The sequence below is a fragment of the Herbiconiux oxytropis genome (assembly GCF_024979315.1).
Taxonomy (GTDB): domain Bacteria; phylum Actinomycetota; class Actinomycetes; order Actinomycetales; family Microbacteriaceae; genus Herbiconiux; species Herbiconiux oxytropis.
Genome location: NZ_JANLCK010000004.1, coordinates 315,032 through 328,792 on the forward strand (window position 1 = coordinate 315,032; position 13,761 = coordinate 328,792).

General features: G+C 68.8%; 15 protein-coding genes, 1 tRNA gene and 1 other RNA gene. 7 read left to right on the forward strand and 10 right to left on the reverse strand.

Annotation, left to right across the window (positions count from 1 at the left end; all coding sequences use genetic code 11):
• Positions 1–8 precede the first annotated feature (8 nt).
• Entirely contained in the window at positions 9–509 is a 501-nt protein-coding gene (locus N1028_RS09990; protein WP_259527547.1) for a MarR family winged helix-turn-helix transcriptional regulator, read from the forward strand.
• Positions 510–564: 55 nt separating this feature from the next.
• Here N1028_RS09990 and ssrA read toward each other — a convergent pair.
• Positions 565–962, reverse strand: a transfer-messenger RNA (tmRNA) gene (ssrA, locus tag N1028_RS09995).
• 162 nt (positions 963–1,124) lie between these two features.
• Between ssrA and N1028_RS10000 the strand changes: the two genes are divergently transcribed.
• The gene (locus N1028_RS10000) at positions 1,125–1,811 is read left to right on the forward strand and encodes an SIMPL domain-containing protein (protein ID WP_259527549.1); all 687 of its coding nucleotides are present in this window, start codon (positions 1,125–1,127) and stop codon (positions 1,809–1,811) included.
• The gene (locus tag N1028_RS10005; protein ID WP_259527555.1) at positions 1,811–2,752 is read left to right on the forward strand and encodes an SDR family NAD(P)-dependent oxidoreductase; all 942 of its coding nucleotides are present in this window, start codon (positions 1,811–1,813) and stop codon (positions 2,750–2,752) included. The genes N1028_RS10000 and N1028_RS10005 overlap by 1 nt, the downstream gene beginning before the upstream one ends.
• Before the next feature lie 69 nt (positions 2,753–2,821).
• On the opposite strand, the gene smpB is transcribed toward N1028_RS10005, so the two are convergent.
• From smpB to prfB, 4 genes are all read right to left on the reverse strand, one after another.
• Positions 2,822–3,298 carry an SsrA-binding protein SmpB gene (gene smpB, locus N1028_RS10010; RefSeq protein ID WP_259527574.1) on the reverse strand — a complete coding sequence of 159 codons (477 nt, stop codon included), beginning with the start codon at positions 3,296–3,298 and terminating at the stop codon, positions 2,822–2,824.
• Positions 3,299–3,357: 59 nt separating this feature from the next.
• On the reverse strand, positions 3,358–4,272 hold the full coding sequence (ftsX, locus tag N1028_RS10015; protein WP_259527584.1) for a permease-like cell division protein FtsX: 915 nt from the start codon (positions 4,270–4,272) through the stop codon (positions 3,358–3,360).
• The gene (gene ftsE / locus N1028_RS10020) at positions 4,269–5,384 is read right to left on the reverse strand and encodes a cell division ATP-binding protein FtsE (RefSeq protein WP_259527586.1); all 1,116 of its coding nucleotides are present in this window, start codon (positions 5,382–5,384) and stop codon (positions 4,269–4,271) included. Before ftsE ends, ftsX begins: the two co-directional genes overlap by 4 nt.
• Before the next feature lie 102 nt (positions 5,385–5,486).
• The gene (prfB, locus tag N1028_RS10025; protein ID WP_259527588.1) at positions 5,487–6,596 is read right to left on the reverse strand and encodes a peptide chain release factor 2; all 1,110 of its coding nucleotides are present in this window, start codon (positions 6,594–6,596) and stop codon (positions 5,487–5,489) included.
• A 71-nt stretch (positions 6,597–6,667) separates the two neighbouring features.
• Between prfB and N1028_RS10030 the strand changes: the two genes are divergently transcribed.
• The 3 genes from N1028_RS10030 (at position 6,668) to N1028_RS10040 (ending at position 8,808) form a co-directional block, all read left to right on the forward strand.
• Positions 6,668–7,912 carry an MFS transporter gene (locus N1028_RS10030; protein WP_259527590.1) on the forward strand — a complete coding sequence of 415 codons (1,245 nt, stop codon included), beginning with the start codon at positions 6,668–6,670 and terminating at the stop codon, positions 7,910–7,912.
• A 28-nt stretch (positions 7,913–7,940) separates the two neighbouring features.
• A tRNA-Leu gene (locus tag N1028_RS10035) sits at positions 7,941–8,022 on the forward strand.
• 24 nt (positions 8,023–8,046) lie between these two features.
• Positions 8,047–8,808 carry a DedA family protein gene (locus N1028_RS10040; protein ID WP_375163407.1) on the forward strand — a complete coding sequence of 254 codons (762 nt, stop codon included), beginning with the start codon at positions 8,047–8,049 and terminating at the stop codon, positions 8,806–8,808.
• 24 nt (positions 8,809–8,832) lie between these two features.
• Here the strand turns inward: N1028_RS10040 and N1028_RS10045 are convergent, their stop codons facing one another.
• From N1028_RS10045 to murI, 4 genes are all read right to left on the reverse strand, one after another.
• Positions 8,833–9,699 (reverse strand): cation diffusion facilitator family transporter, encoded by an 867-nt coding sequence (locus tag N1028_RS10045; protein WP_259528112.1) that lies wholly within the window; start codon positions 9,697–9,699, stop codon positions 8,833–8,835.
• A gap of 198 nt (positions 9,700–9,897) precedes the next feature.
• Positions 9,898–10,494 (reverse strand): RdgB/HAM1 family non-canonical purine NTP pyrophosphatase, encoded by a 597-nt coding sequence (gene rdgB, locus N1028_RS10050; RefSeq protein ID WP_259527605.1) that lies wholly within the window; start codon positions 10,492–10,494, stop codon positions 9,898–9,900.
• 5 nt (positions 10,495–10,499) lie between these two features.
• On the reverse strand, positions 10,500–11,252 hold the full coding sequence (rph, locus tag N1028_RS10055) for a ribonuclease PH (protein ID WP_259527611.1): 753 nt from the start codon (positions 11,250–11,252) through the stop codon (positions 10,500–10,502).
• Positions 11,249–12,094, reverse strand: a complete 846-nt coding sequence (gene murI, locus N1028_RS10060) for a glutamate racemase (protein WP_259527613.1) — start codon at positions 12,092–12,094, stop codon at positions 11,249–11,251. The genes rph and murI overlap by 4 nt, the downstream gene beginning before the upstream one ends.
• 89 nt (positions 12,095–12,183) lie before the next feature.
• Here murI and N1028_RS10065 point away from each other — a divergent pair, with 89 nt between their 5' ends.
• Positions 12,184–13,446, forward strand: a complete 1,263-nt coding sequence (locus tag N1028_RS10065; protein ID WP_375163406.1) for a nicotinate phosphoribosyltransferase — start codon at positions 12,184–12,186, stop codon at positions 13,444–13,446.
• Between the two features lie 8 nt (positions 13,447–13,454).
• Here N1028_RS10065 and N1028_RS10070 read toward each other — a convergent pair whose 3' ends face one another.
• A complete protein-coding gene (locus N1028_RS10070) occupies positions 13,455–13,748 on the reverse strand; it encodes a DUF3039 domain-containing protein (RefSeq protein ID WP_259527622.1) in 294 nt (97 codons plus the stop codon).
• Between the last annotated feature and the right edge of the window lie 13 nt (positions 13,749–13,761).

Sequence of the window (13,761 nt, forward strand, 5' to 3'; positions counted from 1 at the left end):
TCGGAACGATGAACGATTCCGCAGTGTCGCTGGATGCCCGTCAGTTCTCGGTCTGGGCTGACTTCGTGCTCGCGCACACGAGGGTGATGCGGCTGATCGAGCACTCCATCCGCAAGGAGGCCGGGCTCACCTGGGCCCAGTACGACGTGCTCTACAACCTCAACGCCGAACCGGGTTCCGCACTCTCGATCGGCGACCTCACCCGCACGCTCCTCTACAGCAGCGGCTCCGCGTCGAAGCTCGTGGCCGCCATGCAGCGCGGTGGGCTGATCGAGCGGGAGCAGTCCACCGACGACCGCCGCGTCATCCTCGTGCGGCCGACCGCCGAGGGTTCGCAGGCGTTCGAGAGAGCCACCGCCGAGGTGCTCCGTGTGGTGCGCGAGGAGTTCGCGGCACACCTGTCCGACGAGGAGCTGCCGGTCGTGGCGGCGTTCCTGCGGCGCCTGAGGGAACAGGATCCCAAGCTGCGCAGGCCGCCCTACGACCTGCCGGTGGCGCTCGACGCCTGACCGGCGGAGCGGATGCGCGGAGAACCGCGTGGCAAGAGAGTGCGACGACGACCGATGGTGGAGATGGGGGGAATTGAACCCCCGTCCATCGCTGTGATTCCACGCCTTCTACGGGCGTAGCCTGTACAGACGTTCTACTCGGCCCCGACCTTTGCTACAGGCACCTAGGTCGACGGGCCCAGCCACAGTGCAAGTCCCGCGTGACCCTGAGACACAGTCACGCAGCAATCTCTCTGGATAATGCCGGAACCCGGGTAGAGAGCATTCCCGGACCGACAGTTGCTATTTAGCTAGAAGGAAGACCTACGCTGCGAGAGCGAAGGTGGCCTTCTTGGCCGCAACAGTGCTGTTTGAATTGGCACTTATGTTTTGCGGAGGGCGTTAACGAGATAACCCCGCATCCTCGACCCGCTTCTCGTGGTTTCGCAGGCGATGTCGAAACCGATCATCCCCGTGCAGGTCGTCGTCGCACGCTCTTGAGTTACCAAATTCTGATCCGACGATGTGCACCGTGACGATCTGCACCGTGTTGGTGGCCATCTGAACCAGCCCTCTAGTCTACGACGGATTTCGGACGACGGGGGACATGCAGGTGCATGGAATATCGTGGAACCCATGCAGGAGACCATCATCACGGTAGCGGGATCGAGTCGGCTGCGCCGCAATCCCGAGCGCGCCAGGGTGCGCATCGGGATCGGCTTCGAGGGCTCGAAGCGCGACAGCGTGCTGGCGGCCACGAGGGCGGCGCACGAGTCGCTCACCGGTTCACTCGAGACCCTCCTCGACGAGCAGCACGGGCCCGTGATCGTGTGGAGCTCGGAGGAGATCCGGGTGTGGGGTCAGCGGCCGTGGAGCCAGGACGGCACGCGGCTGCCGGTGGAGTTCCACAGCGCTGTGTTCGTCGACGCCGAGTTCGACGACTTCGAGGCCCTGTCGGAATGGATCGACGTGGTCGCCATCCGGGAGGGCATCGCGATCGACGGCATCGACTGGCTGCTCTCGCCCGAGACCGAGCACGAGGTGCAGAGCGAGGCGAGGCGGAGCGCGGTGGTCGACGCGCTCGAGAAGGCGCACGAGTACGCGGAGGCGCTCGGGCTCGGTGAGGTGCGGGCCCTCGCCGTGGCCGACCCCGGCCTGCTCGAGAGCTCCGCGATCGCACCCCTCGGCGCGCCGGAGATGATGGCCCTGGGCCGCGCCATGCCGGCGGCGGGCGGCGGCGGCATGGAACTGCGCCCCAGTGCGATCGCCGTCGAGGCCACCGTGCACATCCGCTTCGCCGCCTCGCCCGCGGCCGCCCTCTGATGGCCGCCGCGCGGCCACTCAGGGGTCTCGCCGGCCGCACCGTCGTGGTGACGGGAGGCACCGGCGGCCTCGGCTACTGGGCCACCGAGCAGCTCGCCGCCGCGGGCGCCTCCGTGGTGATCGCGGCGCGCACGCCCGAGAAGGGCGCGGCAGCCCTCGCCTCGCTTGCTCGGCGCGTTCCGGGTTCGGATGCGCGCTTCGTGCGGCTCGACCTCGCCGACCTCGCGTCGGTGGCCGAAGCGGCCGAGGAGCTCGCCGGGCTCCCCCGCATCGATGCCCTGATCGCGAACGCGGGCGTGCTGTCGTCGAAGGGCCGGCAGCAGACCGCCGACGGTTTCGAGATGATGGTGGGCACGAACCTGCTCGGCCATTTCGCTCTCATCGGCCGCCTGCTGCCCGCCCTGTCAGCGCCCGCCGGTCAGGATCATCCGGCCAGGATCGTGCACCTCGGCAGCATCAGCCACGAGTTCTTCCGGCTCGACCTCGACGACCTCCAGGCCACCTCCGGGCGGTTCCGCGAGTTCCGCACCTACGGCCGCTCGAAGCTCGCGGTCATGACCTACGGCTTCGAGCTCGACCGGCGGCTTCGCCTCGCGGGCTCGACCGTCTCGAGCATCGTGGCGCATCCGGGGTTCGCGGTGGACGAGCTGTCGCCGCATCGCGACATCCTGCCCGCGCCCAAGCAGGGAACGCCCGTGATCCGCGCCGCGTACCGCCTCGTCGGTCAGGGCAAGGACGCGGGCGCCTGGCCGCTCGTGGCCGCCGCCGTCGACGCTCGGGCCGAGGGCGGCCAGTACTGGGGACCTGATGGCTGGCGGCAGCTGAAGGGCGCTCCCTCGGTGGTCGATGCGAAGCCCTACGCCCGCGACCCGGCGATCGGGCGCGCCCTCTGGGCCGCCGCCGAGCACCTCACAGGCGTCTCCCCCGACCTCCCCGGCTGACCCTCTGCCGAAACGTCACTTTCCACGCACAGATGCGCGCGGATGTGTGGGAAGTGACGGTTCGGCAGATCAGTCGCCGAGGTTGCGGCGGCTCGAGATGGCGCGGTCGGCCTCGCGCTTGTCCTGGCGTTCACGGAGCGCCTGGCGCTTGTCGTACTCGCGCTTTCCCTTGGCGACGCCGATCTCGACCTTGGCCCGGCCATCGAGGAAGTACAGGGAGAGCGGCACGAGGGTGTAGCCGCCCTCCTTGGTCTTGTGCGAGATCTTGATGATCTGCTCCTTGTGCAGCAGGAGCTTGCGCTTGCGACGGGGCGGGTGGTTGTTCCAGGTGCCCTCGTTGTATTCCGGGATGTGCACGGCGTCGAGCCACGCCTCTCCCCCGTCGATGAAGGCATAGCCGTCGACGAGCGAGGCCCGCCCGGCCCGCAGCGACTTGACCTCGGTGCCGGTGAGCACGAGACCCGCCTCGTAGGTGTCCTCCACCGTGTAGTCGTGGCGCGCCTTGCGATTGGTCGCGACGACCTTCTGTCCGCGTTCGCGGGGCATGACGCCTCCTGACCTGAGGGGAATGGATGAGCTGCCGCGAATGACGGCAGCCCACCATTCTAGACCTTGAGGTAGCGCGTGATCGCGAACTTCGCCGAGAGCGCCGCGAGCACAGCACCCACCAGGATCAGGATGGGTATCACGATGAACGAATCGGTGTCGCTCACGAACGATGTGAACGGCAGCTCGACCGCCAGATAGCCCTGCACGAAGAACCGCACGATCGCCCAGATCGCGGCTCCCGCGAGCACCGACCCGATCAGCGACGCGATGATGCCCTCGAGAATGAACGGGGTCTGGATGAACCTGTTCGACGCACCCACCAGGCGCATGATGCCGAGCTCTCTTCGGCGCGAGAAGGCGGAGAGGCGGATCGTGGTGGCGATCAGCAGCACGGCCGCCACGAGCATGAGCGCCGCGACGCCGATCGCGGTGAAGCTGGCCGCGTTCAGGATGGAGAAGATCTGCTCGAGATAGCTGCGTTGATCGACCACGCTCTCGACGCCCGCGAGCCCTGAGAGGCTCTCGCTGAGCACGGCCGACTGCTCCGGATCGACGAGGTTGACCCAGTACGTCTGGTTGAGCAGGTCGGCCGTGACGTACTCGGTCACGGCGTTGCCGGCGAACTGCTCCTGGAAGTTCTCGAACGCCTGCTCGTGGGTCTCGAAGTAGTACTGATCGATGAACGGCGCGAGCGTGGGCGAGTCGAGCTGGGCCTGCACGGCCGCGATCTGATCGGGGCTCGCTTCTCCGCCCGCGCAGTTCTCGCCCCCGGAGGTGGCGGTGCACATGTAGATGGCCACCTGGGCGCGGTCGTACCAGAAGCTCTTCATCTGGCCGATCTGCATCTGCAGCAGGATGGCGGCGCCCACGAAGGTGAGCGAGATGAAGGTCACGAGGACGACCGAGACCACCATCGAGACGTTGCGGCGGAGGCCGGTGCCGACCTCGCCGAGGATGAGTGCGAATCTCACGTCGTGGGCCCCACGTTCTGGTCTTTCGCCGGATCCGCCGCGGCGCCGGGGGCGCGGAGGCCGAGTTTCTCGGCGAGGGTGAGCGATTCGGTGGCAGGGTCGTGCGGCTCGGGCTGCACGGGAGCGGTCTGTGCGGGAGCGGCCTGGGCGGTCTGTTCAGGAGCGCGCTCGACGACCTCCTCGACGACGGGAGTCTGGGGACCCGTCGCCTGAGGGGGGTAGCTGTACTGCACCGGCGCATGCTGCTCGAGCGTCTGCACGGGCTGCGACTGCGCGGCCTGGGCCTGCGCCGCCTGGGCGGTCTGCGACTGGACAGCCTGTGCGGCCGCGGGCTGCACGTGCGGCTGAGCGGGGCCGACGGGCCGCACGAGCCCCTCGCCGAGCGCGATCTCGGCGGTGAGGCCCGAGTCCTGGAGGGCGATCTCGGCGGTCATGCCGTAGCCGCCGCGATCCTCGTCGCGCACGATCTGACCGGAGACCAGCTCGATCACGCGGCGCTTCATGTGGTCGACGATGGCGTTGTCGTGGGTGGCCATGACCACCGTGGTGCCGCCCGCGTTGATCCGCTCGAGCACCGTCATGATGCCGGCACTCGTGGAGGGGTCGAGGTTTCCCGTCGGCTCGTCGGCAAGGAGGATGGCGGGCTTGTTGACCACCGCACGGGCGATCGCCACGCGCTGCTGCTCACCACCGGACAGCTCGTGCGGAAGGCGGTTGGCCTTCTCGGCGAGGCCCACCATCTGGAGCACGTCGGGGACGGCCTCCTGGATGAAGCCGCGCGACTTGCCGATCACCTGGAGCGTGAACGCGACGTTGTCGAACACGTTCTTGCCGGGCAGCAGCCGGAAGTCCTGGAACACGACACCGAGGTTGCGGCGGAAGTAGGGCACCTTGCGGTTCGAGATCGCATTGAGATCCTGGCCGAGGACGTGGATGTTGCCGTTCGTCGGGCGATCCTCTTTGAGGATGAGCCGGAGGAAGCTGGACTTGCCGGAGCCCGAGGCTCCGACGAGGAAGACGAATTCGCCGCGCAGGATCTCGAGGTCGACGGCATTGAGCGCCGGCCGCTTGGTCCCGCGGTAGGTCTTGGTTACGTGATCAAACCGAATCATGACGTGATGACTCTAAGCAGGCCCCTGCCGATTCCCCGGCGCGACGCGCGAGAGTCGCCGATTCATAGGATTCACATGAATCAGCGCCTCGACGGATCGGTGTCAGTCGTCGTGCTTGGTCTTGCGCCAGCGGATGCCCGCGTTGATGAAGCCGTCGAGGTCTCCGTCGAACACGGCCGAGGGGTTGTTGACCTCGTGCTCCGTGCGGAGATCCTTGACCATCTGGTAGGGCGCGAGCACGTAGCTGCGCATCTGGTCGCCCCAGCTCGCCGTGATGGTGCCGGCGAGCTCCTTCTTCTGAGCCGCCTCCTGCTCGCGCTGGATGATCAGCAGTCGCGAGGCGAGCACGCGCATGGCCGCCGCCCGGTTCTGGATCTGGCTCTTCTCGTTCTGCATCGACACCACGGTTCCGGTGGGGAGGTGGGTGATGCGCACGGCGGAGTCGGTCGTGTTGACCGACTGGCCACCGGGCCCGGAGGAGCGGAACACATCGACCCGGATGTCGTTCTCCGGGATCTCGATGGCCGCGGCCTCCTCCATCAGCGGGATGACCTCGACGGCCGCGAAGCTCGTCTGGCGCTTGCCGGCAGCACCGAAGGGACTCATCCGCACGAGCCGGTGGGTGCCGGCCTCGACGCTCAGGGTGCCGAAGGCGTAAGGGGCATCGATCTCGAAGGTGGCCGACTTGATGCCCGCCTCCTCCGCGTAGCTCGTGTCCATCACGGTGGTGGAGTAGTTGTGCTTCTCGGCCCAGCGGAGGTACATGCGCATGAGCATCTCGGCGAAGTCGGCGGCGTCGACGCCGCCCGCGCCCGAGCGGATGGTGATGACGGCCGGCCGCGCATCCCACTCGCCGTTCAGCAGGGTCTGCACCTCGAGGTCGCCCAGGACCTTCTGGATGGAGGTGAGCTCGACGCGGGCCTCCTCGGCCGACTCCTCGTCGCCCTCGTCGTTCGCGAGTCCGATGAGCACCTCGAGGTCGTCGAGCCGCGACTCGATCGAGTCGATCTTCGCGAGCTCTCCCTGCCGGTGGCTGAGCGCACTCGTGACCTTCTGCGCCTTCTCGGTGTCGTCCCAGAGGTCGGGAACGCCGGCCTCCTCGCTCAGGCGCGCGATCTCGGCTCGGAGCCCGTCGACGTCGACGACCGATCGGATGTCGCCGAAGGTGGTGCGGAGCTGCTGGATCTGTTCACTGAGGTCTAAGTCGAGCATTATGCAGCCAGTCTAGCGATGCACCGAATCGAGCGGCCGGCCGGATCGTTCATCCGGGTAAAGTAGTCGCAATGACGACAGGCGATGCGGGCGAGGGATCCGGCGACGGATTCCGGTTCCGCTCCATCGCCCTCCCCGCCCTGCTGCCGTCGCTGCTCTTCGGGATCGGCGAAGGCGCCGTCATCCCGATCATCCCCGCCGTGGCCGTGGGCCTCGGCGCCGATCTGGCGGGCGCCGGGCTGATCGCCGCCATGATCGTCGTGGGGCAGCTCGCAGGCGACATCCCGAGCGGCGCCCTCGTGGCCCGGATCGGCGAGAAGCGCTCCATGATCGCCTCGGCCGTGCTCTCGGTCGCCGCCATGACGGTCGCCCTGTTCGCCGCCTCGGCCGCGCTGTTCGGCGTCACGATCTTCGCCCTCGGACTCGCGGCCGCCGTGTTCGCGCTCGCCAGGCAGGCGTTCATGACCACGTTCGTGCCCATCCGCATCCGGGCCCGTGCCCTCTCCACGCTCGGCGGATCGTTCCGCGCGGGCTGGTTCATCGGCCCCTTCCTCGGAGCCGGGGTGATCGCCCTCACCGGCACGGCGAGTGCGGCCTTCGTGGTGCACATCGTCTGCGCGCTCGCGGTGATCGTGGTGCTGCTCGTCATCCGCGACCCCACGGCCGGAGAGCCGAGACCCGACACCGGGGCGCTGCTCGTGGCCGCCGAGACGCACGGGCTGTTCCGCACCATCTGGCAGAACCGGGGCGCCCTCGTGCGGATCGGCAGCGGCGCGAGCGTCGTGGGCGCGCTCCGGGCGAGCCGGATGGCGATCCTCCCCCTGTGGGCCGTGAGCATCGGCCTCCCGGAGGAGACCACCGCGGTCGTGATCGGGATCGGCGCCGCGGCCGACTTCGCCCTCTTCTACACCAGCGGCCAGATCATGGACCGGTTCGGCCGGCTCTGGAGCGTCGTCCCCTCGATGGTGGGGATGGGGCTCGCGCTGATCGTTCTCTCAATCACCCACGACCTCCCGGGGGCCGTGGGTTGGTTCGTGGCCATCGCGATCCTCATGGGGGTGGCCAACGGGGTCGGCAGCGGCATCATCATGACCCTGAGCGCCGACCTCGCGCCACGCGCGAATCCCGCGCCGTTCCTCGGTGCGTTCCGGTTCACCGTCGACGCCGGCGCCGCCCTTGCCCCGGTGGCCGTCTCGGCGATCGTGGTGGTCGCCTCGCTCTCACTCGCGACCGGCATCATGGGTGCGATCGGCCTCCTCGGCGCGGGCATCCTCATCCGGAACGTGCCCCGCTACCTGCCTCACAGGCCGCGCTGAGAAGCTCCCCTACACTGGACTCGTATCTGCGGGAGTGGTGGAATTGGCAGACACGCAGGATTTAGGTTCCTGTGCTTTCGAGCGTGAGGGTTCAAGTCCCTTCTCCCGTACTCGCGAACGACTGGAGAGCCGTGATTTCCGCAGTGCCGCAAGCCCTCATCCCGTGGCTCGACCCCAACACGCTGCTCGGCGGTGTGTTCGGCCCGGTGGCACTGCTCGTGGTGTGCGCCATCGTGTTCGCCGAGACCGGACTGCTCGTGGGCTTCCTCCTCCCGGGCGACACCCTCCTGTTCTTCACGGGTGTGCTGGCCGTCGGCGGCAAGTTCGGCATCGACATCTGGTGGGTCTGCCTGGCGATCTCGCTCGCCGCCTTCCTCGGCGGTGAGGTGGGCTACCTGATCGGGCACAAGCTCGGCCCCAGGGTGTTCGAGCGCAAGGAGTCCGGCCTGTTCAGCGTGCGCAACGTCGAGCGCACCAACGCCTTCTTCGAGCGCTTCGGCGCCCTCGCGGTGATCATGGCGCGCTTCGTGCCGATCGTGCGCACCTTCGCTCCGATCGCCGCGGGCGTCGGTCACATGAACTACAAGAAGTACTCGCTCTACAACGCCGTCGGCGCCCTCATCTGGGGCTCCGGGATCACTCTGCTCGGCTTCGGTCTCGGCCAGATCGAGCCCGTGCGCGAGTTCACCGAGAAGTACCTCGACGTCGTGCTGATCTGCGTGGTCGTGCTGACGATCATCCCCACCGTCTTCCACTACCTCCGCGAGCGCAGCAAGGCCAGGAAGGACACGGAGGCGGCCATCGAGGAGGAGATCGAGATCACCGGTGCCGCCGAGCGCCTGACTCTCGAGCCCGAGGTCTTCGGCGGCGACGTCGACACCCGCCCGAAGCCGTAGTTCCAGCCTCGGCCGCGGCGCTCCTCAGGAGTGCTGGTTCTCTTCGTGCCGCGCGTGCTCCGCGGGTTCGAGCTGGAACGTGGAGTGCTCCACGTCGAAATGAACCGTGAGACAGCGGCCGAGGGCGTCGAGGAGGGGACCGCTCGCGCCCCGCGCGAACACCTCCTGCTCGACCACGACGTGGGCTGAGAAGACGTACTGACCGGGCGTGATGGCCCAGACGTGCACGTCGTGCACCGCCACCACCCCCGGCTCCTCGAGGATGTGGTCGCGGATGCCCTGCACGTCCATCGCCGACGGCGCCGACTGGTTGAGCACCCCCACGACGTCGCGGAGGAGCGAGACCGCCCGCGGCACGATCATCGCGGCGATCAGGAGCGACGCGATCGCGTCGGCCTTCTCGAAGCCGGTGGTGAGGATGACCGCGGCGGCGATGATGACCGCGACCGAGCCGAGCAGGTCGCCGAGCACCTCGAGGTAGGCGCCGCGCATGTTGATGGAGGTCTTGGCGCCACCGCGGAGGATCATCAGCGAGACGAAGTTGGCGACGAGGCCGATCGCGGCCACCGCGAGCATGAGCCCGCCCTGCACCTCGCCACCTTCGGCCGAGACGAGACGCCCGATCCCCTCGACCGTGACGAAGGCGGCCACACCGATGAGGATGAGGCTGTTGATGAGAGCCCCGAAGACCTCTGCCCTCCGGTAGCCGTAGGTGTGCCTGTCGTTCGCCGGCCGGGCCGCCACGATCGTGGCGATGAGGGCGACGATCAGTCCGATGAGGTCCGAGAGCATGTGGCCTGCGTCGGCGAAGAGCGAGAGCGAGCCGGAGAGGAAGGCGCCGACGGCCTCGACCACGAGCACGGTGGCCACGATGGCGATCGCGATGGTCAGACGGGTGCGGTTGGCCCCGGCACCGTGGTCGTGACCGGCGTGGCCGGATTGACCATGCTCGTGGGCGGATGCGCCGTCATCCGGCGCTCCGTGCGAGAGCTCACCTCCGCAGTCGGCGGGGCGGTGCTCCGCTGGGCTCGGGGAATCGCTCACGGTTCCACGGTAGCCGCCCGCGAGAGCGCCCCGCCACCGATCGGTCTAATCAGGAATGAGGGTCGTTCTCAGCAGCGGGATGGCGGCCTCGAAGGCCCGCCCGCGGTGGCTGATGGCGTTCTTCTCGGCGGCCGTGAGCTCGGCCGCCGTGACCTCGTGGCCCACCGGCACGAAGATCGGGTCGTAGCCGAACCCGCCTCCGCCGTGCGCCTCGGTGGCGAGCGCACCCGGCCAGATCCCCTCCACCACGTGCTCGGCACCGGAGGCGGGCACGACGAGCGCGATGGTGCAGGCGAAATGGGCTCCGCGGTGCTCGGGCGCGATGTCGGCCATCTGATCCAGCAGCAGCGCGAGATTCGCCTCGGCGCCCTTGCCGTGCCCTGCCCAGAGCGCAGAGAAGATGCCGGGAGACCCGTTCATCACATCGACGCAGATCCCCGAGTCGTCGGCGAGGGCCGGCAGTCCCGTGTGATGGGCGGCCGTGCGCGCCTTGATCAGGGCGTTCTCGGCGAAGCTCGTGCCGTCCTCCACGGGCTCGGGACCGTCGTAGGCGACGATCTCGAGCTCGGGCAGCACCGATCCCAGGATGGCCTGGAACTCCTCCACCTTGTGGGCGTTGTGGGTGGCGAGCACCACGCGCACGGCGGCTACTCCCCCACCCCGGCAGCGGTCTCGAGTGCCGAGCGCTGCAGCGCCGCGAGCTCCTCGGTGCCCTTGAGTGCGAGGTCGAGCAGCGAGTTCAGCTCGGCGCGGTCGAACGGCGCGCCCTCGGCCGTGCCCTGCACCTCGACGAAGAGACCGCGGCCGGTCACGACGACGTTCATGTCGGTCTCGGCACGCACGTCCTCGACGTAGGCGAGGTCGAGCATCGGAGCGCCGTCGATGATGCCCACCGAGACCGCCGAGACGGTGTCGAGGAGAGGCGTCGACCGCTGGCCGATGAACTTCTTGCCCCTCGCCCACTCGATCGCGTCGGCGAGAGCCACGTAGGCGCCCGTGATGGCGGCCGTCCGGGTTCCGCCGTCGGCCTGCAGCACGTCGCAGTCGATCACGATGGTGTTCTCACCGAGCGCCTTCATGTCGACCACGGCCCGCAGCGACCGGCCGATCAGCCGCGAGATCTCGTGGGTGCGGCCGCCGATCCGGCCCTTCACCGACTCGCGATCCGTGCGGTCGTTCGTGGCTCGCGGAAGCATCGCGTACTCGGCGGTGACCCAGCCCTTGCCCGAGCCCGACTTCCAGCGCGGCACACCGTTGGTGAACGAGGCGGTGCAGAGCACCTTCGTGCGCCCGAACGAGATCAGCGCAGACCCCTCGGCCTGGTCGCTCCAGCCCCGCTCGATGGTGACGGTGCGGAGCTCGTCGACGGTGCGGCCGTCTTTGCGGGTGGCTTCGGTCATGGTGTGCTCCTCGTGTTCGGGGATTTCGGGGCGATGGGGATGGTGCCGGTCTCGACGAGCTCGACCGAGGAGACCTCGGGGCCGAGGAACTGGTCGGCGAGGCGGAGGAACTCGTCGGCGCTGGTGCCGGTGGCCTCGTAGCGGTAGACGGGCCTGGCGGGCGACGTGCGCTCGATGCCGCTCCTCACGAGGGTGCGGTAGACGTCGTTGGCGGTCTCGGTGTCGCTCGAGACGAGCTGCACGCCATCGCCCACCACATAGGAGATCGCGCCCTTCAGGAAAGGGTAGTGAGTGCAGCCGAGCACGAGCGTGTCGATCCCGCTCTCGACCAGTGGCCGCAGGTAGTGCTCAGCGAGGGCCACGAGCTCACGGCTCGTGGTGTCGCCCGCCTCGACGTAGTCGACGAACTCGGGGCAGGCCCGACTGAAGAGCTCGAGGTGCGGGGCCGCCGCGAAGGCGTCGTCGTAGGCGCGCGAGAGGATGGTGCCTGCGGTCGCGATCACGCCGACCCGGTGGTTGCGGGTGACAGACACCGCAGTGCGGACGGCCGGTTGGATGACCTCGATGACGGGCACGCTGTAGCGCTCGCGCGCATCCCGGAGCATGGCCGAGGAGGCCGTGTTGCAGGCGATCACGAGCATCTTCACGTCCTGCTCCACGAGATCGTCGAGAACCTCGAGGGCGAAGCGGCGCACGTCGGCGAGCGGCTTGGGCCCGTAGGGCGAGTGCGCGGTGTCGCCGACGTAGAGGAGCGACTCCCGCGGCAGCTGGTCCCGGATCGCGCGCGCCACCGTGAGCCCGCCGACGCCCGAGTCGAAGATCCCGATCGGCCTGTCACTCACGGTAGACCAGCCTAGCCGCCTAGGCTCGGAGGGTGAACGCGCCTCTCGCCGACTCCACCGCCCTCCTGACGGATCGCTACGAGCTCACGATGGTCGACGCGGCCATCCGGGCCGGTACCCACGACAGGCAGACCGTGTTCGAGGCCTTCGGCCGCTCACTCCCGCACGGCCGCCGCTATGGCGTGGTGGCGGGAACGGGCCGACTGCTCGAGCTCATCTCGGCCTTCCGCTTCGGCGACGCCGAGCTCGACTATCTGCGCGAGAACGACGTGGTGGGCGGAGCCACCCTCGACTGGCTCGCCGACTACCGGTTCACGGGGCAGATTCGCGGCTACCGCGAGGGCGAGGCCTACTTCCCCGACTCCCCGCTGCTCGTGGTGGAGTCGAGCTTCGCCGAGGGCGTGCTGCTCGAGACGCTGATCCTCTCGGTGCTCAACTACGACACCTCGGTGGCAGGAGCGGCCGCCCGCATGGTCTCCGCCGCCCGCGGTCGGCCCGTGGCCGAGATGGGATCGCGCAGGACGGGCGAGCGCTCGGCCGTCGCCGCCGCCCGAGCCGCCTACATCGCGGGCTTCGGCGCCACCTCCAACCTCGAGGCTGGCCGCACCTGGGGTGTGCCCACAATGGGCACGGCGGCGCACGCCTTCACGATGCTGCACGACTCCGAGGAAGAGGCGTTCCGGGCGCAGGTCGCCACCCTCGGCGCCGGCACCACGCTGCTCGTCGACACCTACGACGTGCCGGAGGGCGTGGCCACCGCCGTGCGGGTGGCCGGCACCGGTCTCGGCGCGGTGCGGCTCGACTCCGGCGACCTGCTCACGCTCGTGGGGGCGGTGCGGCAGCAGCTCGACGATCTGGGGGCGACGGGCACGCGGATCACGGTCACCAACGACCTCGACGAGTACGCGATCGCGGCCCTCGCCGCCACGCCCGTCGACTCGTTCGGGGTGGGGACGTCCGTCGTGACCGGCTCCGGGCATCCGGCCGCCGGTCTCGTGTACAAGCTCGTGGCGCGGGAGGACGCGGAGGGCCGCTGGGTCTCGGTGGCCAAGAAGTCGGCCGACAAGGCCACCCACGGCGGGCGCAAGCATCCGGTGCGCATGATCGACAGCTCGGGCACGGCCGTGACCGAGACGGTCTTCGTGGGCGACGCCGCTCCGGATGACGCGCCGGGGCGCCCTCTGCACGTCGAGCTCATGGCCGACGGGGCCGCCGACGAGCGCTATCTCGGTGCGGCCGGAGTCGTGGCGGCACGCGGCCACCGCGAGGTCTCCCTCGCCGAGCTGCCCGACCAGGCGTTCCGGCTGGCGTCGGGCGCACCGGCGATCCCGACCGTGTTCGAGGCCGTCTAGAGCTCGCTCTACTCGTCGAGCAGGCGCTCGTAGATCTCTTTGCAGGTGGGGCAGATCGGGAACTTCTCGGGGTCGCGCCCCGGAGTCCACTTCTTGCCGCAGAGCGCCTTGACGGGCTTGCCGGTCATCGCCGACTCGAGGATCTTCTCCTTCTCGACGTAGTGCGAGAAGCGCTCGTGGTCGCCCGGATCGATGTTCTCGGTGTTCAGGAGCTCCTCGAGCTCCCGGTCGAGAGTGGTGGTTCCGCCGCCGCCGTCGGGAAGGGCTCCGGGCTCGGAGGTGCGATCGAATGCGCCAGTCATGACGTCGATTCTA